General features: G+C 64.8%; 20 protein-coding genes and 1 pseudogene. 16 read left to right on the plus strand and 5 right to left on the minus strand.

Annotated features, from left to right (window positions below; all coding sequences use genetic code 11):
- The first annotated feature begins 11 nt into the window (after window positions 1–11).
- From EJ069_RS23635 to EJ069_RS23700, 13 genes are all read left to right on the plus strand, one after another.
- Window positions 12–1208, plus strand: a complete 1197-nt coding sequence (locus tag EJ069_RS23635) for a caspase domain-containing protein (RefSeq protein ID WP_126063362.1) — start codon at window positions 12–14, stop codon at window positions 1206–1208.
- A 310-nt stretch (window positions 1209–1518) separates the two neighbouring features.
- Window positions 1519–1839 (plus strand): hypothetical protein, encoded by a 321-nt coding sequence (locus EJ069_RS23645; RefSeq protein ID WP_245456255.1) that lies wholly within the window; start codon window positions 1519–1521, stop codon window positions 1837–1839.
- Window positions 1840–1870: 31 nt separating this feature from the next.
- Window positions 1871–2758, plus strand: a complete 888-nt coding sequence (locus EJ069_RS23650) for an RNA polymerase sigma factor (protein WP_126063363.1) — start codon at window positions 1871–1873, stop codon at window positions 2756–2758.
- A 228-nt stretch (window positions 2759–2986) separates the two neighbouring features.
- Window positions 2987–7057: a Pls/PosA family non-ribosomal peptide synthetase gene (locus tag EJ069_RS23655; protein ID WP_245456257.1), complete on the plus strand. Its 4071-nt coding sequence runs from the start codon at window positions 2987–2989 to the stop codon at window positions 7055–7057.
- Complete coding sequence (locus EJ069_RS23660; protein WP_126063365.1) at window positions 7054–7524, plus strand: GNAT family N-acetyltransferase; 471 nt, start codon at window positions 7054–7056, stop codon at window positions 7522–7524. The genes EJ069_RS23655 and EJ069_RS23660 overlap by 4 nt, the downstream gene beginning before the upstream one ends.
- Window positions 7525–7528: 4 nt before the next feature.
- Complete coding sequence (locus tag EJ069_RS23665; RefSeq protein WP_245456259.1) at window positions 7529–8188, plus strand: 4'-phosphopantetheinyl transferase superfamily protein; 660 nt, start codon at window positions 7529–7531, stop codon at window positions 8186–8188.
- A 203-nt stretch (window positions 8189–8391) separates the two neighbouring features.
- Window positions 8392–8703 (plus strand): helix-turn-helix transcriptional regulator, encoded by a 312-nt coding sequence (locus tag EJ069_RS23670; RefSeq protein ID WP_126063366.1) that lies wholly within the window; start codon window positions 8392–8394, stop codon window positions 8701–8703.
- Window positions 8700–10715, plus strand: a complete 2016-nt coding sequence (gene hyfB, locus EJ069_RS23675; RefSeq protein ID WP_126063367.1) for a hydrogenase 4 subunit B — start codon at window positions 8700–8702, stop codon at window positions 10713–10715. Before EJ069_RS23670 ends, hyfB begins: the two co-directional genes overlap by 4 nt.
- Entirely contained in the window at window positions 10706–11662 is a 957-nt protein-coding gene (locus EJ069_RS23680) for an NADH-quinone oxidoreductase subunit H (RefSeq protein ID WP_126063368.1), read from the plus strand. Before hyfB ends, EJ069_RS23680 begins: the two co-directional genes overlap by 10 nt.
- Window positions 11662–12324, plus strand: coding sequence for a hydrogenase-4 component E (locus EJ069_RS23685; protein WP_095819077.1), 663 nt, complete (start codon window positions 11662–11664; stop codon window positions 12322–12324). Before EJ069_RS23680 ends, EJ069_RS23685 begins: the two co-directional genes overlap by 1 nt.
- Window positions 12321–13772: a hydrogenase 4 subunit F gene (locus EJ069_RS23690; protein WP_126063369.1), complete on the plus strand. Its 1452-nt coding sequence runs from the start codon at window positions 12321–12323 to the stop codon at window positions 13770–13772. Before EJ069_RS23685 ends, EJ069_RS23690 begins: the two co-directional genes overlap by 4 nt.
- A 19-nt stretch (window positions 13773–13791) precedes the next feature.
- Window positions 13792–15303, plus strand: a complete 1512-nt coding sequence (locus EJ069_RS23695; protein ID WP_126064858.1) for an NADH-quinone oxidoreductase subunit C — start codon at window positions 13792–13794, stop codon at window positions 15301–15303.
- A gap of 4 nt (window positions 15304–15307) precedes the next feature.
- A complete protein-coding gene (locus EJ069_RS23700) occupies window positions 15308–15856 on the plus strand; it encodes an NADH-quinone oxidoreductase subunit B family protein (protein ID WP_126063370.1) in 549 nt (182 codons plus the stop codon).
- A 27-nt stretch (window positions 15857–15883) separates the two neighbouring features.
- Here the strand turns inward: EJ069_RS23700 and EJ069_RS23705 are convergent, their stop codons facing one another.
- The 4 genes from EJ069_RS23705 to EJ069_RS23720 form a co-directional block, all read right to left on the minus strand.
- Window positions 15884–16780 carry an NAD(+)/NADH kinase gene (locus EJ069_RS23705; RefSeq protein ID WP_126063371.1) on the minus strand — a complete coding sequence of 299 codons (897 nt, stop codon included), beginning with the start codon at window positions 16778–16780 and terminating at the stop codon, window positions 15884–15886.
- A 10-nt stretch (window positions 16781–16790) separates the two neighbouring features.
- Window positions 16791–17774, minus strand: coding sequence for an SPFH domain-containing protein (locus EJ069_RS23710; protein WP_126063372.1), 984 nt, complete (start codon window positions 17772–17774; stop codon window positions 16791–16793).
- 13 nt (window positions 17775–17787) lie between these two features.
- Window positions 17788–18519 (minus strand): NUDIX domain-containing protein, encoded by a 732-nt coding sequence (locus tag EJ069_RS23715; protein WP_126064859.1) that lies wholly within the window; start codon window positions 18517–18519, stop codon window positions 17788–17790.
- A gap of 186 nt (window positions 18520–18705) precedes the next feature.
- The gene (locus EJ069_RS23720; RefSeq protein ID WP_126063373.1) at window positions 18706–19299 is read right to left on the minus strand and encodes a TetR/AcrR family transcriptional regulator; all 594 of its coding nucleotides are present in this window, start codon (window positions 19297–19299) and stop codon (window positions 18706–18708) included.
- A 153-nt stretch (window positions 19300–19452) separates the two neighbouring features.
- Between EJ069_RS23720 and EJ069_RS23725 the strand changes: the two genes are divergently transcribed.
- A complete protein-coding gene (locus tag EJ069_RS23725; protein ID WP_348639338.1) occupies window positions 19453–20316 on the plus strand; it encodes an alpha/beta hydrolase in 864 nt (287 codons plus the stop codon).
- Window positions 20317–20515: 199 nt separating this feature from the next.
- Window positions 20516–20714 (plus strand): annotated as a pseudogene (locus EJ069_RS23730) (hypothetical protein); the annotation flags it as partial.
- Between the two features lie 250 nt (window positions 20715–20964).
- On the opposite strand, the gene EJ069_RS23735 reads toward EJ069_RS23730, so the two are convergent.
- Window positions 20965–22023, minus strand: coding sequence for a LacI family DNA-binding transcriptional regulator (locus tag EJ069_RS23735; RefSeq protein ID WP_126063374.1), 1059 nt, complete (start codon window positions 22021–22023; stop codon window positions 20965–20967).
- Between the two features lie 155 nt (window positions 22024–22178).
- Here EJ069_RS23735 and EJ069_RS23740 point away from each other — a divergent pair, with 155 nt between their 5' ends.
- A complete protein-coding gene (locus EJ069_RS23740) occupies window positions 22179–23114 on the plus strand; it encodes a sugar ABC transporter substrate-binding protein (protein WP_126063375.1) in 936 nt (311 codons plus the stop codon).
- The last annotated feature ends 4 nt before the right edge of the window (window positions 23115–23118 follow it).

The following is a 23118-nucleotide window of genomic DNA, read 5'->3' on the forward strand; positions in this document are numbered from 1 at the left end:
GGACCGTCGCAATGTCCAAGATTTGCTTGTTGTGCGCGTGCCTTCTTTTTCTGGCAAGCTTGTCGACACCGGCATCCTCCGAGGTCGAAATCGGCCAGCGCAGCCACAGATATGCGCTTGTCATCGGCAACTCTTCCTACCGTTATGCGCCATCGCTCCCCAACGGGGTGAATGATGCGAATGCGATCTCCCGAGTTTTGCAAGAGACGGGCTTTGAGGTCACCCTCGGATTGGATGCTGACGCATCAACGTTCAGGGAACTCATCGGAAAATTCAGGCGAAACTTGCAGCCAGGTGACGTCTCCCTTTTTTACTACGCCGGCCATGGGCTCCAAGCGAACGGAGAAAACTACCTCTTGCCAGTTGATGCCGCCCTTCAACGTCCGGCCGACTTGGCTTTAGAGGCTGAGCGCTTGCAAGATATTATTGCAGGCATGACGGCCGAGGAAAATACCGCCATCGTCCTTCTTGATGCCTGTCGGGACAACCCTTTCGTCAAGCAATTGAGTGGACAGGGTCAAAGTCGCGGCCTTGTAGTCGGCAAGGGACTAGGCGCCTTGGATGCTGGCAGGGGGGTCTTTATCGGCTTTGCGACACAGCCCGGCAATGTCGCGCTCGATGGAGCCGCCAATCATAGCCCTTTTGCAGATGCTCTTGTGAAGCGCATAAAGACTCCTTCGATTGACATCGAAATTCTCATGCGTCGCGTCCGGTTGGACGTCATGAACGCGACTTCCGGGAGGCAGGTCCCCTGGAGCAACTCGTCCCTGGTGGAGCCGGGGTTCTCATTCAACCCAGATGCTGCGTCTGGTCAGTCTCCTGCAGAACCCTATCAGCCAGACATCAACGCGGCGACAGAGCTCGAATTTTGGAGATCGATCAAGGATACATCCGATGTCTCGATGTACCGTGCTTATTTAGCGGCATTTCCGAATGGTGCATTCATCGAAATTGCAAAGAGCCGAATCGCCAAGCTTCAAGCACCTGCGCCGCTACGCAAAAAAATCCTGCCGAAGAAAGTCAGTCGCAAGCCGCAAGTCTCGTTGCCTATTAATGAGCCTTCTGCCAATCGTTCAGCGGAAACGACCGAACCTGCTAAACCGGAATCTGTTGGACGATGCCGGGATGGCAACAAAGAGAAATGTCGCGAGAAATGCCGAGAAGGCAGGAGGCGGGCCTGTCGCAAGCTGCAGCAGCTTGGGGGCTAAGCAACTCGCGGATGATTGCCTTGCGTAGCGAATTCGGGTGCGTCGCGGTGGGCGTGGTCGATTGACCCAAATCCGACGACGCGGGCATGCCGCCCGCCCACCGGCTGACCAACACCATGCGATTGCCTTCGCTGTCGAGAAATTCTGCGACGGTTCGCCCGGCTGCCAAGGCGTTTCCTGCGGCTCGGTGACAATCTCGACGGCCTTCGCCTTCGCTGCGGGCTAAATTAAAAGATTCGCGAGCCGTTGAGAATCTTTTCGGCCGTACGAAACGTCTTCCTCACGCAGACACGTCAAACAGGAGACGACCATGAACTACAACCTCATCCGCTACGGCGTGAAGGACGCCGGAATCGTCGAGAACCGGACGCTGGTGACAAAGGTGTTCGAGGCGCTGGATGAAACAAAACCGCAAACCGTGCGCTATCTCGTGCTCGAACTCGACAACGGCGAATTCATGCACATCGTCGGTTTTGAAAAAGACAGCTCGGCGCTGACCGAGCTCGACGCGTTCAAGGCATTCAGCGCCGATCATGCCGGCCGGCGTTCGACGCCGCTTGTGAGGTCGCCGGCGAAGATCGTCGGCAACTATCGTATGCTGGCCGGGGCCGACGAAGCCGTGCCCGCCTGACCTTGGCATTGGCGAGGCGAGAAAGAGGACGATGAGCTTGGCAGGGCTCGGCCGCGCGGAACTTGAAGCCATGCTCGTCGGCCTGCGCCCGAAACTGCACCGCTATGTCGCGCGCATGGCGGGCTCCGCCATCGAGGGCGAGGACATCGTGCAGGAGGCGGTGGTCAAGGCGCTCGCCGCCCATGATGGCGGTGCTCTCGTCGAACGCCCCGAGCAGTGGCTGTTCCGCATCGCTCACAATGCGGCGCAGGATCATCTGCGCCGCCGCCAGCGGGAGCGCTCCCGCGTCACCGAGGCCGACATGACGACGATCGAGGATCTCTCGGCCAATGCCGAGGCGAGGCTCGCGGCGGCGGCAAGCCTGCGCAGCTTCATGCAGCTTACGCTGGCGCAGCGCAGCGCCGTGATCCTGGTCGACGTGCTTGGCCTCACCTTGCATGAGACCTGCGAGGTGACGGGCGCGACACTTGCCGCCACCAAGGCGGCGCTGCATCGCGGCCGGGCGGAGTTGAAGGCGCTGGCTTCGGCGCCGGCCGATGTCGCGATGCCGAAACTCGAACCGGAAGAAGAGCGCCGGCTGCGCCGCTACATCGAGCTCTTCAACGCGCGCGATTTCGACGGGGTCAGGGCGCTGATCGCCGAGGACGTCCAGGTCGACGTCGTCAACCGCACCAGCCTCAACGGCAAGAAGGAAGCCTCGACCTATTTCGGCAATTACGACCGCCTCGGCGACTGGGCATTGTCGCTCGGCTTCGTCGATGACCTGCCGGCGATCCTCATCCGCAACCCGCAGGCGGACGATGCCGTGCGCGGCTTCGTGCTGGTCCATTGGCGCGGCGAAGAGGTTGTGCGCATCCGGGATTTCCGCCATGCACCCTACTGCCTCGAGAATGCCCACGTCCGTCCCGTCGCGGTTTGATCGTCGCGTGAGGCGCCCCTTCATCAAATCATCGTGAAGTCGCGCGATTGTCACGGATCGGCCATCAGCGCAGCAGCATAGGCCTGCTCGAAGTCGGCCAGTCCCCGGCCCCATACGCGCCACGGCATTTCACCGTCCGCGAAAGAAGGCCTGGACGCCCGACGTTAGTTTTTTTGTCATTTCACCAATCACGTAATGCGGGCGGACAGGAGCCCGCGAGGTTCTCTGATGTCTCTTACCGAAGCCACCAAGCCCGCCAAGCAGAATTCCCGCAAGGCCAAAGCAGCGACCGCGGCGCCGCCGCGCGAGCAGATCCTGATCGGCCCCGATTTCATCCAGAAAGGCGAGCCGCATGAGCGGCTCGACCGGTTCTTCGCCGATCTGGCGGGCCGCTTCGACGCCGCACCGGCGGTCGTCTCCGGCGGTCGGCCCTGGTCGTATCGCGAACTGAACAGCCGCGCCAACCAGTTCGCCCATCTGTTGATCGAGCGCGGCGTCAAGCCAGGCGACAGGATCGGCCTTTTGCTCGACCGCTCCGCCGAAACCTACATCGCGGTGCTTGCCGTGATGAAGGCCGGGGCGGCATTCGTGCCCTTGGCCACCGCGTTTCCCGAAGACCGCATGGTGATGATCATCGAGGACGCCAACGTCACGATGGTGATCAGCGTTTCCGGTTATGCCGCGCGCGTGGCGCGCCTGCCCGTTCCGCATATCTCGATCGATTTGGCGGAGTCCGAAATCGCGCTCCAGCCGGAAACGGCGCCCCTGCCGGACGGCGTCCAGGATCAGACCTGCTACATCCTCTACACGTCGGGCACCACAGGCAAGCCCAAGGGCGTGGTCATCACCCATCAGAGTTTTTGCAATTTCATCCGCGTCGCGGCGGCGTCCTACGGCTACCAGCCGGGCGACCGCGTCTATCAAGGCATGACCATTGCCTTCGATTTCTCCTCGGAGGAGATCTGGGTGCCGTTCGCCGCCGGCGCGACCGTCGTGCCGGCGCCCGGCCAGCAGCCGTTGGTGGGCGAGGAGCTGGCCAGTTTCCTGCGCGAGCACAACATCACCTGCATGGCCTGCAGCCCGACGCTGCTGTCGTCGATCGAGAGCGATGCGCCAAGCCTGCGCGCGATCCTTGTCGGCGGCGAGGCCTGCTCTCACAAGCTCGTGGTGCGGTGGGCGAAGCCCGGCCGCCAGATCCTGAACACCTACGGCCCAACGGAGGCGACCGTCACCGCCACCATGGCCTTGCTGACGCGGGACGAACCGGTGACGATCGGCAGGCCGCTGCCCACCTATTCGATCGCCATCCTCGATCCGAAAAAGCCACAGGTGCTGAGCGGCGACGCGTTGGGCGAGATCTGCATCGGCGGCATGGGCGTCGCGGTCGGCTATCTCAACCGGCCGGAACTCAACGATGAGAAGTTCATCCATGATTTCATCGGCCTGCCGAACAACCCAGGCGGCCGCATCTATCGGACGGGAGACCTTGGCCGGATCAACGACAAGGGCGAGATCGAATACCACGGACGCATCGACACGCAGGTCAAGATCCGCGGCTATCGCATCGAGCTGGGCGAGATCGAGGCCGTGCTTTTGGATCAGCCGGGCATCGCGCAGGCGGCGGTCACGACCTGGGAGATCGAGCCCGAGCGCACCGAGCTGGTCGGCTATTTCGCTCCCAAAAGCGGCGGCGACGGTGTGGACCGCACCGCTCTCGTGCAGGAGCTGAAGCGACGGCTGCCCGATTACATGGTTCCGGCCTATCTCGAGCAGTTGCCCGCGATCCCGATGACCGTTTCCAACAAGGTCGACCTGAGGAAGTTGCCAAAGCCGACGAGCGCGCGTGTCGCCGCCGGCCATGCGATGATCGACCCGCGCAACGAGGACGAAAAGTTCCTCGTGGAGACGCTGGCGGACGTGCTGAAATTCGAGGACATCTCCATCGAAGACCACTTCTTCGACGACCTCGGCGCGAACTCGCTGTTGATGGCGCGGTTCTGCGCGCGCATCCGCTCGCGCAAGGCCTGGTCGACGACTTCGATGCGCGACATCTACCTCCACCCGACGGTGGCGAAGCTTGCCGAGCATCTGCGGGAACCCCAGACGGCCGCGGTTGCCGCGCGCGAGCCGATGCTGACGCACAGGGCCTCCAATCTTGCCATCTGGGCGACGGGACTCGGCCAGCTATTGTTCTACGCGGTCTACAGCTATGCGGCGTTGTGGACGATCAATGACGGCCTCAATTGGGTCTATGACGCCCTGGACGACCCGGTGTCTCTCTATCTGCGTTGCGTTCTTCTGTCCGCCTGCGTGTTCTTTGGATTGAGCGGCTTCGCCGTGGCCGCCAAATGGCTGCTGGTCGGCCGCTGGAAGGCCGAGACCTTTCCGATCTGGGGTTGGCGTTACTATCGATTCTGGATCGTCAAGACTCTGGTCCGCAGCGCTCCGGTCGTGCTGTTCCGCGGCAGTCCGCTCTATAGCCTCTATCTGCGCCTGCTCGGCGCGCGGCTCGGCAACCGCACCGTCGTCGAGTGCAGGGCCGTTCCGGTCTGCACCGATCTGATCGCCATTGGCGACAACTCGATCCTGCGCAAGGACTCGACGATCCTTGGGTTCCGCGCGCAGGCGGGCTATATCCATACCGGGCCGGTCAATATCGGCAACAACGCCTTCGTCGGCGTCGGATCGACGCTCGACATCGACACGCGCATGGGCGACGGCACCCAGCTCGGCCACGCTTCGTCGCTGCATCGCGGACAGACCATTCCGGCCGGAGAGCACTGGCACGGTTCGCCTGCGATCCCGACCGAGGCGGATTACTGCAACGTGCCCAACGTCCCGTTGTCGCGGGTGCGCCGCGTCATCTACGAGGCGATCCAGCTCTTCATCCTTTTTGCCATCGTCACACCGTTCCCGCTTCTGTTCCACAGCTACTGGGAAAATGTCGGCGACGACTATGATGAAACCATCGGCGTCGTGGCGATCGGCACCACGGTCACGGTGGCGGGCTTCATCATCGGCGGGGTGCTGCTGGCGGCCATCGTGCCGCGGCTGTTCAACCTCGTGCTGAAGCCCGGCCGAAACTATTCGCTCTACGGCTTCCATTACTGGCTGCAAACGATGCTGGAGCTGGTCAGCAATGTGCGGCTGCTGAACGTGCTGTTCGGCGACAGTTCCGCCGTCGTCCATTATCTGCGCGCCATCGGCTGGAAGCTGAACAAGGTGGATCAGACCGGATCGAATTTCGGTACCAACCAGCGGCATGAAAACCCGCAGCTGAGCGAGATCGGCTCGCACACGATGGTGTCGGACGGTCTGTTCATGGTCAACATGCAGAAGTCGGCCAACTCCTTCCGGCTCGAGCATACGCGGGTTGGCGAACGCAACTTCTTCGGCAACAACATCATCTATTCACCGGATTCCCGCGTCGGCGACAATTGCCTGCTCGGGACCAAGGTTCACGTGCCGGTGGACGGCCCCGTGCGCGAGAATGTCGGGCTCCTGGGCTCGCCACCCTTCGAAATTCCGCGCATGGTCAATCGCGACAAGGAGCTTCTCGGATTGATCTCCGACAAGGAACGCAGTCGCCGCCTGCCCCTGAAGAACCTTCACAATTTGATCACCGCGCTGATGTTCGTGGCCGCGCAGTGGCTGATCCTGTTCCTGACGCTCGCAATCTGGGACCGCGCGCTCAACTACTATACCGAGTGGGGGCAGACGGCACTGTTCGTGGCGGTGATGCTGACCACGGCGATCGGCATCCCGTTCTATATCTTCCTCGAGCGCGCCAGCCTCGGCTTCCGCCGCCTGAAGCCCAGGATGGCGACGATCTACGACCCGGTTTTCTGGCGGCACGAACGTCACTGGAAGCTGTCCGATTCACCGATCATGGGCCTGTTCACCGGCACCCCGTTCCGGCCCCTGATCCTGCGCATGCTGGGCGTGAAGGTGGGGCTGCGCCTCTATGACGGCGGCTGCATCATCACGGAGCGGTCGCTGGTGGAGATCGGCGACGACGTGACGCTCAACGAAGGCTGCGTGATCCAGCCGCACTCACTGGAGGAAGGCGCGTTCAAGTCCGACTACATCCGCATCGGCAATGGCTGCACGCTGGCGCCGTCCGCTTTCGTTCATTACGCGGTGACGATGGGCGAGGGATCGGTGGCCGACGTCGACTGCTTCGTCATGAAGGGCGAGGTGCTGGAGCCGAACACGGTCTGGCGCGGCAACCCGGCGAAGCTCTATGGCGTGGTGACGCCGATCGACGCCCGCGCGATGGAAATCGGGCACGCCGCGTGACGCGCCGCGCCGGCACCATCGACCGGCCGGTTGCCCTGGAGCCTGTCAGCAAGGGCAACCGGGCGGCGATACTGGCGCTCGAACCGTTGCCGGAGCAGCAGGAGTACGTCGCCTCCAACGCCGAATCGCTGGCGGAGGCCGAGCAGGATGACGAGGCGATCGCCCGCGCCGTGGTCTGCGCCGGGCGCGTGGTCGGATTCCTCATGTACAGCGCGCCAAAGGACGATGACGAAGCGATCATCTATCGCTTCATGGTCGACCGCCGGGAGCAAGGCAGGGGCCTTGGCCGCGCCGCTGTCGGCAAGGCGCTGGAAGAGATTGCGAAGCTCGGCCACATCCGCCGCGTTGCGATCTGCTATGAACCGGAGAACGAGGCGGCGCGCCGGCTATACGCCGGCTTCGGTTTCGTCGAGCAAGGACTGGACGAAGACGACGAGATGATCGCCGTGCTCGAACTGGGCGGATAGAGCGTTGGACACCCGGCCGCAACGCATCTCGGCAAGCATCCAGCACACCGTCAAGCAGGCATTGGCCGGCCTCGCGCCGCCCGGCCTGAGCGCCGGTTGCCGTCATATCCTCGCCGGCGACGAACAATATATCCTGCCTGCGGAAAGTGCTTCCATGGCGACGCGCGAACCCGGCGCGCGCGCCGCTACCGGGACAGGCCGCCACATCGCGCATGAATTGCTGCGGCGTCTGGGATGCGTGGACCCCACGATATTACGCGGCCGATCGGGAAGCCCGATCTGGCCGGCCGGCATTGTCGGCTCGATCGCGCATGACGACACGATGGCCGTGGCAGTCGTCGCGCGATCCGGCGCGCTGCGAAGCGTCGGCGTCGACATCGAGCCCGCCTTGCCATTGCCCGACGACCTCAGGGCCATGGTTGCCGCACAGGACGATCGCCTGGGCGATCTCGATCCGAAGCTAGGCGGCCGCATCCTGTTCGCGGTCAAGGAAGCCGCCTACAAGGCATCGTTCCCGCTCGACGGTCGCGTGCTGGGTTTCGAGGACATCGCCATCGATTTCAAAAAAGGCGAGGCGGTCACTTCGCCGGGCCGTCGCCTGGCCGTCCGTTTTGTCACCTCCCCATGCATCCTGGCGCTGGCTTACGCAGCCGTGGAGCGCTGAGAAGCCCTTCCGTATCCCGGCACACTCTGACTCCGGCTGCATAGATCGGGTGCCGTATCTGGCCAGGGGCTGCCGCGCCGTCGGCCCACACTGTCGCGCCATCAGCATAGATGTTTTAAACATCAATCCTTGACTATGGTACATTTTAATATAGGCTATAGCACCGATACCTCATATCTCAGATGTGAACGAGTGAGCCCTCGGTGATAACCGCACCGCAATTGCGCGCCGCAAGATCGCTGCTCGGCATCGATCAACGCCGGCTTGCCGAATTGTCCGGCCTGTCGGTGCCGACGATCCAGCGCATGGAAGCCAGCGGCTCGATCATCCGAGGCAATGTCGATTCGCTGATGAAGCTGATCGCGGCGCTCGAGATCTCCGGCATCGAACTGATCGGGGAAGGCGCGGCGAGCCCAGGCGGCGGGCGCGGGGTGCGTCTGAAGAGCGGTTTCGATCCCGCCAAGGCGCCCGAACCCGATGGCGGCCGGGTCGAATCGGGCGGGAGCCAGCCGTGAATTCGACCGTCGCCCTTCTGCTGTGCGGTCCTGCCGGGTTTCTGGCAACGGCCATAATGGCCGCGGCCGCCAGCCGGCTCGCCGCCGCGACGCGACTGGTCTATGGCGCGACGCTTGTCATTTCAGCCGTGCTGCTCGCGACTGCTGCCGGCCAGCTCGCCGGCAACCCCGGCGAAGCCTCCGCCACCTTGCCGCTCGGCCTGCCCTGGACCGGCGCCCGGTTCCGCCTCGACGGCCTGTCGGCGTTCTTTCTCGTCGTCGTCAATTTGGGCGGCACGATCACCAGCCTCTACGGCCTCGGCTACGGCCGGCATGAATCCCAGCCGCATCGGGTGCTGCCATTCTATCCCGCCTTCCTCGCCGGCATGAACCTCGTGGTGCTGGCGAACGACGCCTTCAGCTTCCTGTTGTCCTGGGAATTCATGTCGCTCGCCTCCTGGGCGCTGGTCATGGCGCATCACCGCGACGAGGCCAACCGGCGGGCCGGCTACATCTACCTGGTGATGGCAAGCTTCGGCACGATGGCGCTGCTGCTTGCCTTCGGCCTGTTGGCCGGGCCGGCGGGAACCTATGCGTTCGACGCGATGCGGACGGCGCATCCCGGCTCGTTCGCCGCCGGCGCGGTGCTGGTTCTCATGCTGCTCGGCGCCGGCTCCAAGGCCGGCCTCGTGCCGCTGCATGCCTGGCTGCCGCTTGCCCATCCGGCGGCACCCAGCCACGTCTCGGCGCTGATGAGCGGCATCATGACGAAGGTCGCCATCTATGGCTTCGTCCGCGTGGTGTTCGACCTGCTTGGCGAGCCGGCATGGTGGTCCGGCGTGGCGGTGCTTCTCATCGGCGGCGTGACGGCGGTGCTGGGCATCCTGCACGCGCTGATGGAAAAGGACCTGAAGCGGCTGCTCGCCTACTCCACCGTCGAGAATATCGGCGTCATCTTCGCCAGCCTCGGCCTTGCGCTGGCCTTCAAGGCGAACGGCATGCCGTCGGCGGCCGCGCTGGCCTTCACCGCGGCGCTCTTCCACGTGCTGAACCATTCCTTCTTCAAGAGCCTGCTGTTCTTCGGCGCCGGCGCGGTGCTGACAGCAACCGGCGAACGCGACATGGAGAAGCTGGGCGGCCTCATCCATCGCCTGCCGGTGACCAGCTTTGTCTTCCTCATCGGCTGCGTCTCGATCTCGGCGCTGCCGCCCTTCAACGGCTTTGCCTCCGAATGGCTGGCCTTCCAGGCCATATTGCGCAGCCCCGAGCTGCCGCAATGGGGGCTGAAGGTCATCGTGCCCGCGGTCGGCGGCATGCTGGCGCTGTCGGCCGCACTTGCCGCGGCCTGCTTCGTCAAGGCATTCGGCATCACCTTCCTTGGCCGGGCGCGGTCGGCGGCGGTGGAACGCGCGCACGAAGTCGATCGGTGGTCGCTGGCGGCGATGGCCGTGCTTGCGGCCTTGTGCCTGCTCGCCGGCATCCTGCCAGGCTTCGTCATCGACAGCCTGTCGACGGTGACGCTTCCGCTCGTCGGCGAGCGCATGCCGGTTCAGATGGCGCAGCCCTGGCTGTCGATCGTGCCGATCGCCGAGAGCCGCAGCTCCTATAACGGCCTGCTGGTGTTCGTCTTCATCACCATCTCGGCGTCGCTCGCGGCCTTCTTCATCCACCGCTTCGCCTCGCATGCGCTGCGCCGGGGCATCGCATGGGGATGCGGCTTCCCGGACGCGGTGCCGGCCGCGCAATACACGGCCGTCAGCTTCGCGCAGCCCATCCGCCGCGTCTTCGGAGGCTTCGCGTTCCGCTCGCGCGAGACGGTGGACATGCCGGCGCCGGGCGCGCTGGAACCGGCGCGACTCAAGGTGGAGATGCACGATGTGGCCTGGGAGATCTTCTACCAGCCGATCACCGGCGCGATCGATTTCGCCACCGAGCGGCTGAACCACCTGCAGTTCCTGACCATCCGCCGCTACCTGACGCTGGTCTTCCTCTACCTCGTCATCCTGCTTCTGGTGCTCGCGCTATGGCCATGATCTCGCAGCTGGCCGTCCAGGGCGCGCAGATGCTGGTCGTGCTTTTGCTTGCGCCGCTGCTGATCGGCTTCGTTCGCAAGGTGAAGGCAAGGCTCGTCAGGCGGCAGGGGCCTTCGCTGATCCAGCCCTATCGCGACCTCGTCAGGCTGATGCGCAAGGAGGTCGTGCTGGCGGACAATGCGTCCTGGCTGTTCCGGGTGACGCCCTATCTGATCTTCGCCGCCACCTGGGTGGCGGCCGCGCTCGTTCCGACTTTCGCCACCGGCCTCGAATTCAGCTGGACCGCCGACCTCATCGTCATCGTGGCGCTGCTCGGCAGCGCGCGCTTCTTCCAGGCGCTGGCGGGAATGGATGTCGGCACCAGCTTCGGCGGCCTCGGCGCCAGCCGCGAGGTGATGATCGCGTCGCTGGCCGAACCGGCGATGCTGCTCACCGTGTTCAGCCTGGCGCTGCTGGCCGGCGCCACGCAGCTCTCGACGGTCGCCGCCTTCATGGGCTCTCCGCAAGTCGGGTTGCGGGTGTCGCTCGGCATGTCGCTGATCGCGCTCGTGATGGTGGCGATCGCCGAGAATGCCCGCATACCGGTCGACAATCCGGCCACGCATCTGGAGCTCACCATGGTGCATGAGGCGATGATCCTGGAATATTCCGGCCGCCATCTGGCGATGATCGAGCTCGCCACCTTCCTCAAGCTGCTGCTCTACATGTCGCTGATCGCCTGCGTCTTCCTGCCCTGGGGGCTGGACAGCGGGGGGACCGGGCCGAAATCGCTGGCCATCGGCGCCGTCACCTATCTCTGCAAGCTCACGGTGCTTGCCATCCTGCTTGCCGTGTTCGAGACGGCGGTCGCCAAGATGCGTGTCTTCCGCGTCCCGGACTTCCTGGGCGCCGCGCTGATGCTGGCGCTGCTCGGCACGCTGTTGCTGTTCGTCTCGCGGAGCCTGTGATGAACGGTCTCACCTTCGACATCGCCCATCTGCTCGCCGGCAGCCTGGTGCTGATCTCCTTCATGATGCTCTACCAGGACCGGCTGTTCGCGCTGATCAACGTCTTTGCGCTGCATGCCGTCGTGCTGGCGCTTTCGGTGGCCTGGCAGGCCTATATTCAGGACGCGCATCATCTCTACATCACGGCGGCAATCGCCCTGGTCTTCAAGGCGATCGTCATTCCGGTCGGGCTGCATCGCATCATCCAGCGGCTCGGCATCCACCGCGACATCGAGACCGCGGTCGGCATCGGCCCGACCATGCTTGCCGGCATCGGGCTGGTGACGCTCTCCATGGTGCTGATGCTCAGGGTGACGCCCGAGGCCGACCCGCTCGCCCGCGAGGATCTCGCCTTCGCGCTGTCGATCATCCTGCTGGGGCTGCTGGTGATGGTGACCAGGCGCAACGCCGTCAGCCAGGTCGTCGGCTTCATGTCGCTGGAGAACGGCTTGGTGCTGGCCGCCACCGGCGCCAAGGGCATGCCGCTGGTCGTCGAGATCAGCGTCGCCTTCTCGATCCTGATCGCCTTCATCGTCATCGGCGTCTTCCTGTTCCGCATCCGCGAACGGTTCGATTCGGTCGATATCGGCGCGCTCGACGACTACCGGGGAGAACGCCGGTGAGCGGGATTTCCTTCGACGCCGTGGCCGCGATCCTTTTCATCCCGGCGGGCGCCGCGGCCATCCTGGCGGCGATGCCGAACTACCGCATGACGGCGACCGTCAATGTCATTGCCAGCCTGCTCACCTTGCTCGCGGCGCTGTCGCTGTTCGTCACGGACCGGCCGGCGCCGGGACAATATCTGCTGGTCGACGACCTCAACATCGTCTTCATCGTGCTCAACACATTCGTCGGCTTCACCACCAGCGTGTTCAGCGCGTCCTACATCGCGCATGAGCTGGAAACCGGCCGGCTGACCGCGCCGAACCTGCGCTTCTACCACGCGATGTACCAGATCATGATGTTCGGCATGAACCTGGCCTTCGTGTCGAACAATATCGGCCTGATGTGGGTCGCGGTGGAGCTCGCCACGCTGACCACCGTGCTGATGGTCGGCATCTATCGCACCCATGAGGCGCTGGAAGCGGCGTGGAAATATTTCATCCTCGGCAGCGTCGGCATCGCGCTCGCGCTGTTCGGAACGATCCTCGTCTACATGGCCGCTCAGCCGGTCGTCGGCGAAGGCACCAACGCCATGGTCTGGTCGGTGCAGATCGAGAAGGCGGCGCATTTCGATCCCGCGCTGCTCAGCGTCGCCTTCATCTTCCTGCTGCTCGGCTACGGCACCAAGGTCGGCCTTGCCCCCTTGCATGCCTGGCTGCCCGACGCCCATGCGGAGGGCCCGACGCCGATCTCGGCGGTGCTGTCGGGCCTGCTGCTCAACGTCGCGCTCTATGCCGTGCTGCGCTTCAAGCTGTTGCTCGCGGCGAGCCCACAGGCGATCGGCCCAGGACCGCTAATGGTCACGATGGGACTGACCTCGCTGATCTTCGCGGCCTTCATGCTCTACCGCCGCCGCGACATCAAACGCCTGTTCGCCTATTCCTCGATCGAGCATATGGGCATTATCGTCTTTGCCTTCGGCATGGGTGGCCCGCTCGCCAATTTCGCCGGCCTGCTGCACATGGTCATGCACAGCCTGACCAAATCGGCGATCTTCTTCGCCGTCGGCCATATCGCGCAGGTCAAGGGCACGCAGAAGATCTCCGAGATCAGGGGGCTGACCGAAAGCCATCCCGGACTTGGCTGGGCGCTGGTGATCGGCGTCGTAGCCATCGCCGGCCTGCCGCCGCTCGGCATCTTCATGAGCGAATTCCTGGTCGTCAGCTCGGCCTTCGCCAGGCATCCGTGGCTGGCGATCCCGTTGGTGTTTGGGCTGCTCATCGCCTTCGGGGCGCTGCTGCTGCGGCTGACCGGCGTCGCCTTCGGCGAGCCGCGCGGCGGCATGGCGCCGGTCGAGGCGTCCTACGTGCCGATGTATTCGCACCTCGCTTTGGTGTTTGCCGCCGGCATCTATCTGCCGGCGCCGCTGGTGGCGTGGTTCCAACATGTCGCCGGTATCCTGGGGTAGGCGCATGATCCGGAAAAACATACCCGCACTCGCCGATCTCATCGAGGCCGACCGCCAGGTCGAACATCACGCGCCCTGGCGGCGCGCCGTCGTCGCACCGAAGACCTGGAACCTCGCCGTCGAGCAGCTCGGCGCCGGACGCTGGAGCCTGCTCGGCCTGTGGGGGGAACCTGACAAGGTGCACATGGCGCTGCTCGACGAGACGCAGACCATCGGCGTGATCAGCCTGGATTGCCGTGGCGGCCGTTATCCGTCGGTCGGCCAGCTCCATCCACCGGCGCTCCGGCTGGAACGCGCCGCGGCGGATCTTTTCGGGCTGGCGCCGCAAGGCCTGCCCGATACCCGCCGCTGGCTCGACCATGGCCAGTGGGGCATCAGCCACCCGCTGGCGGCGCGGCCCGGCCGGCCGGCGGCCGCGTCGTCCTACCGGTTCCTGGCGGCCGAGGGCGAGAGCCTCCACCAGATTCCCGTCGGGCCGGTGCATGCCGGCATCATCGAGCCGGGGCATTTCCGCTTCACGGCAGGCGGCGAAACCGTGGTGCGGCTGGAGGAGCGGCTGGGCTATGTGCACAAGGGCATCGAAGGGTTGATGCAGGGCGCATCGATCGATCGTGCCGCGAAACTCGCGGGCCGGACTTCAGGCGACAGCACCGTCGCCTATTCGCTGGCCTTCGCCCGCGCGGTGGAGGCGGCGCTCGGCATCGCGCCGCCGGCGCGCGCGATGTGGCTGCGGGTGCTGATGGCCGAGCTGGAGCGCCTCGCCAACCACCTTGGCGACATCGGCGCCATCTGCAACGACGCCGCCTTCGCGATCATGCACGCGCATTGCGGCGTGTTGCGCGAACGCGTGCTGCGCGCCGCCGACGCGGCCTTCGGCCATCGCCTGATGCGCGACCGCATCCTGCCCGGCGGCACGGCATGCGACCTGAACGAGGCGGGGATCGGCGCCATCCGGTCGCTGGTCGCGGAGATCAGGCGGCGCTTCCCGCATCTGGTCGAGCTCTACGACAACACCGCCTCGCTGCAGGACCGCACCGTGGCGACCGGCCGGCTCAAGGGCGAGCTTGCCCGGCAATATGCCGCCGGCGGCTATGTCGGGCGCGCCTCGGGCCGCGATTTCGACGCGCGCCGCATGCCGGGTTACGCGCCCTATGACGAGCTCGCCTTCGATGTGCCGGTGCTGCAGGAGGGCGACGTCAACGCGCGCGTCTGGATCCGCGTGCGGGAGGTCGAGCAAAGCCTGTCGCTGGTGGTGCAGATTCTCGGGCGGCTGCCCGCCGGGCCAATCAGCGTCGATATCGCTGCACCGCAAGAGCCGCGCGAGGGCATGGCGCTGGTCGAGGGTTTTCGCGGCGACATACTGGTCTGGCTGCGCATCGGCGAGGACGGCCTGATCGAGCGCTGCCACCTGCGCGACCCGTCATGGTTCCAGTGGCCGCTCTTGGAAGCTGCGATCGAGGGGAACATCGTCGCCGATTTCCCGCTCTGCAACAAATCGTTCAACTGCTCTTATTCCGGCCACGACCTGTAGAACCATGCGAAAACTGCTCTTCGAAAGCCTGATCCGCCCGCCCCTGACGGAACGCGCGCCGCAAGTCAGCAATGCTGCCGTCGACGAGCTGGCGCGCGCGCTTGACGGCATGGCGCGCAGGAAACTCGGTCGGAGCCTTTCGATCCGCGCGGTCGACGCCGGCTCCTGCAATGGCTGCGAGCTCGAGATGCACGCGCTCAACAACGCCTTCTACGACATCGAGCGCTTCGGCTTCCGCTTCGTCGCCTCGCCGCGACATGCCGACGTGCTGATGGTCACCGGTCCGGTGACCAAGAACATGCGCGAGGCGTTGAAGCGGACCTTTGAGGCGACGCCCAACCCGAAATGGGTGGTTGCATTAGGCGACTGCGCGAAGGACGGCGGCTGCTTCGCCGGCAGCTACGCCGTCGTCGGCGGCGTGTCGGACGTGGTGCCGGTCGACCTGCACATTCCCGGATGCCCGCCGCCGCCGATCGAGATCCTCAAGGGATTGATCGCCCTGCTCGACGGCGCGAACGGGAAAGCTGGGAAAACCGGCGCCGTCAAGGGCTGACTGCCGCAGTTTGCGGCCAACTCGGTCCTACCGGTCGACCACCAGCCGCAGCACCCTTGATGCCGGCGACAGCCGCACCTGCCTGCCCCAGTCGAAGGCGATGAAATCCTGCTCGATGCCGTCGGCGAAGATCACGCCGCCCTCGTTCATGCGCGAGGTGATGAAGAGCGGTTTCTCGGTGACCTTTCCCGCCCGCAATTTCGTGGCGGTGGCGATGCTTGGAAAGGGCTCGCGCACCCAGAAGCCGACCGCATGTTCCTCGCGGCCGAGCGACAGCTCCAGATGCGTCGCTTCCATGATCGATCGCGCCCAGCCGGTCGCGCCGGTGCCTGAGGCGACGATGAGGCCGCTGGAGGAATGGTCCTCCGCCTCGCCTTCCGCCTCGATCCGGTAGCGGGCCGACTGGTGGCTGCGATGGCCGACGAAAATCTCGTTGAGCGCAAGCAGCGTCTCGCCTTCGCCGAGCTCGGCCTGGACCATGGTGCGCGACTCCATGTCGACATCGCCGGCGGCGCTGGCGACAAGCAACCTAGCCAGCCTGCCGGCGCCAATGCGCACCAGCACGCCGTCATAGAGATCAGGTGCCGGATTGACGCCCAGCACCGGCTGGCCGTTGAGATATTTGGCGACATTGGCGACCAGCCCGTCCTGCCCGACGGCGACAATGACGTCGTCGGGCGCGAACAGGAAGCGGTTGAGGTCGGCACGACTCACCAGGGTCTGGCGCCAGTCGGCCGGCACCGAGGCACGCGCCGTGCCGAGCACCGCGTGGAAGCGATCGTGCCGGGCCTCGACGTCTTCCAGCCGCTGGCCGCGCGTCTCGAGAAAGAAACGAGCCTGGCCACGCGTCGCGTGATGCGTGATCAGCAGCTCGTAGTCGGTCTCGCGCGTCACGAAGACCGCGCGGGGACGGTTCGCGGCCATGGCTCGCTCCTTACCGGCCTTCGATCACCGCCGGGACCTTGCGAAACTCGCCGAGCACGGTGGCGAGCAGGTCGGGCGTGACGTTGACATGCTCGATCTTGTCCAGCTTGCCGGCGAGCTGCTGGGCGGCAAGGCCGAGCAGGATCGCGGGCGGCAGGTCGCGGTAGATGGCGATATGCTGCCGTTCGGCTTCCGCCTTGGCGCCCTCGATGGCGCGGATGCGCTCGGCCTCGGCGCCGGCTTCGATCTGCTGCGCCTCGGCCGCGCCGGTCGCGCGGTTGCGGGCGTTCTCGGCCTCCTCGGCGATCAGCAGCTTCTCGCGCCGCGCCAGCTCGGTCTTGTTCGCCAGCTCGTTCTCGGCGATGGCACGCTCCTTCTCCACGGCAAGCGCCCGGCGCTGGAAGGTCGCCTCGTCGGCCTTCTGCTGCAGCGCCTCGAAGGTCGGCGTCTGCAGCGCCCGCTCGAGTTCGCTGGTCGGCGTCAGGTTGGTGAGACGCACGGCGACGGCGGCGACGCCGATGTCGGTCAGCGCCGGATCGGCGGCGACCAGCGCCTGCAGCCGTTCGCGCAACGGCGCCGGGCCGGCATCGAGCAGCGCGCGCACCGGCGCTTGGCCGAGATATTGCTGCACCGCCTGGTTGGCGATGCCGGCAATGCGGGCCTGGATCTTCTCGATCGGTTCGCCGCGCAGCTTGCCGGTCCTGAGATCGATGCTGAAGTCGACGCGTTCGGCGAGCCGCGCCGGATCGACCACATGCCAGCCGATCGTGCCCTGCACGGCGACGGTCTGGAAATCCTGGCTGCGGCCCTTGACGAAGAGCGTCATCTCGCGGTCGTCCATCGGCAGCTCGGCGATGCTGGCGGTCTCGGGCACGAACCAGAAGACCAGGCCGCGGCCGCTCTGCATTTCGCGGCCGTTGCGGTAGCGGATGACGTGGCTGCTTGCCTCGCTGCGAAGCTGGGCGACAAAGCCTAAACTGCGGATGGTGGCCATGATGGTCTCTCCTTCAATCAGCCATGAGACGTTGGAAACGATAGAGTTCGGCCGGGCGGAAAGCAGCGCCCGATTCATAGGCGCCGGTCGCCGCCAGCCAGCCCTTGTCGAGTTGGCGGCGGCGGAAGGCCGGCTTGTTGAGCGACGTGCCCAGGATCGCCTCGTGCACGTCCTGCAGCTGCCGCAACGTGAAGAATTCGGGCAGCAGCGCGAAGGCGACGTCGGAATAGTCGAGCTTGCCGCGCAGCCTGAGTATCGCCATTGCCAGGATATCGGCATGGTCGAAAGCGAGCGTCAGTTTTTCGCCTTCCGGCGCGAGCACATCGACCGGTCCGCCGGTCTCTCCGGCCCAGGCCACATGGATCGCGGCCGGCAGCAGCGCCGGCTTCGCGCCGAGCGCCGCATCGAATGCCTGCTCGGTGAGCAGCGCCAGATAGGCGACGCTGATAATGCGCATGCGCGGATCGCGTTCCACCGCGCCGAACGTGTAGAGCTGCTCGAGATGCGCCTCGCCCATGCCGGCCTTTTCGCGCAGCACGCGCGCGGCGGCCGCGTCGAGGGATTCGTCGATGCCGACAAAGCCGCCCGGCAGCGCCCAGCGCCCCGCATGCGGAAGCTGGTCGCGCTTGACCAGCAGCACGGCCGGCCGCCCGGCGCGGATACCGAGCAGCACAAGGTCGACCGCCACCGACGGCCGCTGGAAGGCGCTCGGGTCGTAGTCCTTGAGGAAATCGGTCTCGTTCATCATATGCCCTGATCCGTAATATGCAAATTACATATATCTAATTTGCATATATGTCAACGGACATTTCCGCCTGTCACCGGACAGACTCGAGCGGCTGGAATGCAGTCTGGGCGGGAGAGGTATCCGCAGGCCGTGCGTCGCGGCAAGTGTCCCTATGCCGCTGCGGGTTCATACAATCGCCATCGCCTAACGAACGTTCGGCCAGCCCCGAAGGGCGATATCCGCGACCGCTTCCAATTCCTTTTTGTTCGCTCCATCAGCCGACAATATCGCCATTCCGTATATCAGCGCGGAAAGGTACCGGGCGAGATCCGCGGGTTGCGCGCTGGCCTGCAACTCGCCCTCAGCCTGTGCGCGCTGCAGTCGTTTTAATATGCCTGCCTCCCCGCGGCGGCGGCGGGCGGACAGGTCGCCTCTGACCGCCTGCGATATCGGGCTGACTGACAGCGCTCCTTGGACACCCAGACAACCTTGCGGATTGCGGCTGTCTCCGTGCAGCTCGACAGGCCCGGTCATCAGGAGCCTAATTGCGTCCTCAAGCGCCGCGGCCTGCTGCGCGGCGCGTCTGTAGGAACCGGCCCGGCTCTCATAGCGATCCATGACGCGCTGGAACAAGGCCTCCTTGCTGCCGAAGGCGGCGTAGAGGCTGGCGCGGGTGATGCCCAGCGCTTCGGTGAGGTCTGCAATTGAAGTCCCCTCGTAGCCATGGCGCCAGAAGAGCTGCACCGCACGGTCGAGCGCCTGGTCGATGTCGAACTCGCGTGGTCTTCCTGCTCCCATGTCAACTCTCCGACTCAGCGTCTTCATAATAGTGCTTGCTAAATATAGAATGATCGTTCTACATTTCGGCACCTAGGGATTGAGATGGTGAGGGGAAAAATGCTCGGCAAGGTGATGATAGCGCTATCGTTGTTGCTGGCGATATCAGCGCCGATGACTGCTCACGCGGAAGGCGGCACCTTTCCGGGTTTCCACACTGAAATGGTCGCCGCCAACGGCGCCAAAATCTATGCGCGCATCGGCGGATCGGGGCCGGCGGTGGTGCTGATACACGGATTTGGCGACACCGGCGACATGTGGAAGCCGCTGGCTCTCGATCTCTCCAAGGATCATACCGTCGTCGTTCCCGATCTGCGCGGCATGGGACTTTCCTCGATCCCGGAGAGCGGCTACGAGAAATGGAACCAGGCCGCCGACATCCGAGCCGTGCTCGATCATCTGGGCATCGGGAACGCCGATATCATCGGGCACGACATCGGCACGATGGTCGCTTACGCCTACGCGGCACGCTATCCTGAAAAGACGGAGAAGCTCGTCGTGATGGATGCGCCGGTGCCCGGCATTCCGCCCTGGAACGATATCGTGCGGGATCCGAGGCTGTGGCATTTCGACTTCGGCGGTCCCGACATGGAGCGCCTCGTGCGCGGCCGCGAACGCATCTATCTCGACAGGTTCTGGAACGAGTTCGCAGGCACGCCGGCGAAATTCGACGAGGCAACCCGCCGGCACTACGCGAAGCTCTATGCAAGGCCCGGCGCCATGCGCGCCGCCTTCGCCCAGTTCCGATCGATCCGTAAAGACGCCGTCGACAACCAGGCCGCCTTGGCCAGGAAATTGCCGATGCCCGTGCTTGCCATCGGCGGCGCGAAATCCTTCGGCGAGGCGGAGGCGGTCGTGATGCGCAACGCCGCCACCAATGTGACCGAAGTCGTCATCCCCGAGTCCGGGCACTGGCTGATGGAAGAGGCTCCCGGACCGACAATCAGCGCCGTGCAGGAGTTTTTGAAGCACAACTGATCCGGCGGCCTGTCGGAGAACCCGATGGCTTAGCCGGCGCGTGGCAGTTCTTGCCCCTGGCGTGAAGCAATGGCGCCGCGGATGCGCACCGAGAGCTATGTCAACCCTGGTTCGCGCCAATCTGTTGGCCGTCGTCGCCAGCGTGGTTCTATCCTCTTGAGAGTTGAACACTGGTGCAGCAGCAGCTGCGCGGTCTGGCACGCTGATCTTCCTCGGCGCGCTGCGTTGTGATCGGCTCGCGGCGCCTTGCATCTTTGACGGACCGATCAGCCGTCAATGCTTCCGCGCTTATGTCGAGGACACCCGGCGCCACATCGGCCACCTCGTCGAAACCATCGAGGCAGCCGAATGCAACAACTACTTCGCAAACGCCCGGGTGCGCTTCCGTCAAAACGTAAAAGAGTCTGGTGCGTTTCACCGTTTCACGGAAACGGTGAAACGCACTACCTCTTTGACGCAATTCCGGACGGAAAACCGCTCACACTTTTCCTAGAATTGCTCTAGCCTGCCCTGCCCTTTTGTGGGGGTTCGAACGCCGCCTGCCCGTGCAGGCCCGAACGGCCCCGCAGGCGGGCTGAGGCCCTTGCGAACTTTCCGCTGTCGAGACGAGGGATGGGCGCCGCCCGAAAACGCAAGCCTCGATCCTGATCAAGGTGCAGGGGTCATTGGGGCGGAGCTGGGCGGCGACGCCACGGGTTGCGCCACGACCGGCGCGCAGCTGTCGCCGACCACCAGTGAAGGCTGGAAGACGACGTTGCGCGGTTCGGCAGGACCGCCACGCCTGATCTGATCGACGAGAAGCCGGACCGCCTCGTTGGTCATGTCGACAAGCGGATGCTCGGTGCGCGTCAAGCGCGGACGCAAGCCTCCGATGCCAGGGATGGTATCGGTGGAAGCGATGGAGATGTCGCCCGGACAGCGCAGGCCGAGATCCGCGACTGCCCGCATCACGCCGAGCGCCATCAGGCCGCTCGCGACATAGAGCGCCGTTGGCCGCGCCGGCTGTTCCAACAGGCTGCGCGCCACAGAATAGGCGGCATCCTCACGGAACTCACCCGAGCGTATATAGCGCGATTCAAGCGTCAGGCCCCGCGACCGCATGGCCGCCAGCATCCCGTCGAGTCGGCCACGCCCGGTGGTGACATGCAGCGGGCCGGTGACCGTGCCTAGGCGGGTATGGCCGAGATCGAGCAGATATTCCGTCGCCTGCCTGCCGGCCGATATGTTGTCGATCGTCACCGTGTCCGACCTGTCATCGGCGACGGTACGGCCGAACAGCACGGTCGGGATCGGTTTGCCGTCGGGATCGTTCTGCAGATGCTCCGTCGAGTCGCCGACCGGGACCAGGATCACCCCGTCGCAGGAGAGTGTTCGCACGCGGGCGAGGATGCGACGCTCGACCTCCGGCTTCTCGTCGCTGTTGAAGATCAGCAGCGAATAGCCCCAGGCGGCGACCGCCGCTTCCGCCGCCCATACGACACGCGAGAAGAAGGGGTTGGCGAGATCGGCCACGACCAGGGCGATCAACTGGCTGCGCCCGCGCTTCAGGTTCCGCGCGGCGAGCGAGGGCGCATAGCTGAGGTCACGGACGGCGGCCAGGACGCGGGCCCGCAATTCCGGGCTCACATAGGCGGAATCGTTGATCACCGCCGACACCGTTGCCGTCGATACCTCTGCCTTGCGAGCGACGTCCTTGATGGTGGCCATAGCGAACTCAGCTAATCGATTAGTTGAGTTTTGGTCGCCAGAACGGCCTTTGTCTAGGCTAAATCACCGAAAATTTGCTTGATTGCCGTTATTATCCGCATAATCTAGCGAAACGGTTCGGCGAGGTAGGCGCCGCAACGTCAAGGGAGGAGATCATGAAGTGGATAGTCATTGGGGCTGCGTTGGCGGCCGCGGCCGCAGCGTTTCCCGCTCGGGCGGACACGCCGCTGGTCGGCATCGTCTCGATCTCGGCGACGGAGGCGAACAACGCCCGCTATATCGTCGGCGCCAAGGCCGCTGCCAAGGAGATCGGCTGGGATGTTTCGGTCATCGATGCGGCGGGCAGCGCCGACCAGGCGAATGCCGCGATCCAGAATTTTGCGCAGCGCGGCTCGGCGGCAATCGTCGATATGGTGTTTCCCTATTCCTCGATCGGGGCAGGGCTCCAGGCCGCCAAGTCGGCCAATATCCCGGTCGTCACCTGGGGTGGCGGGCTCGGAAGCTCGGTCGCCGCCACCAATGGCTCGGGCGGGCCGATGGTGGTGCCGGTCAATGAGCTGATGCTGAAGACGATGGGCGGCAAGGGCTCCATCCTGGCGCTGACCTATCACACCGGCGAGGTCTGCCGGAACCGCGAGGTCGAGCTCGACAAGGCGCTCGCGGCCAATCCCGACATCAAGGTCACGAAGAACGAGGTGCGCATCCCCGGCTATTTCGAGGATGGCGCGCAATATGCCAATGCCTGGCTGGCCTCGCACCCGGCGGGCCAGGAGAATCTCGCCATCTGGGGCTGCTGGGACGATCCGGCGATCGGCGCCATCGGCTCGCTCAGGGCGCAGGGCCGCGACGACGTCAAGGTCTATGGCGTCAACGGCAACGCGCAGGCGCTGGAGAACATCAAGAACGGCTTCATGACCGCGACCGCCTGGCAAGACAGCTATACTGAAGGCTACAATATGATCAAACTGCTGCCGGAGATCCGCAAGGCCGGCGCGGACTGGACGCCGAAGGCGGTGGAGGTGCCCGCGGTGCTCGTCACCAAGGACACGATCGACGACTTCATCGCCAAGCATCCGGACGCCATGAAATAGGAAC

The organism is Mesorhizobium sp. M2A.F.Ca.ET.043.05.1.1 (assembly GCF_003952445.1).
Taxonomy (GTDB): Bacteria; Pseudomonadota; Alphaproteobacteria; order Rhizobiales; family Rhizobiaceae; genus Mesorhizobium.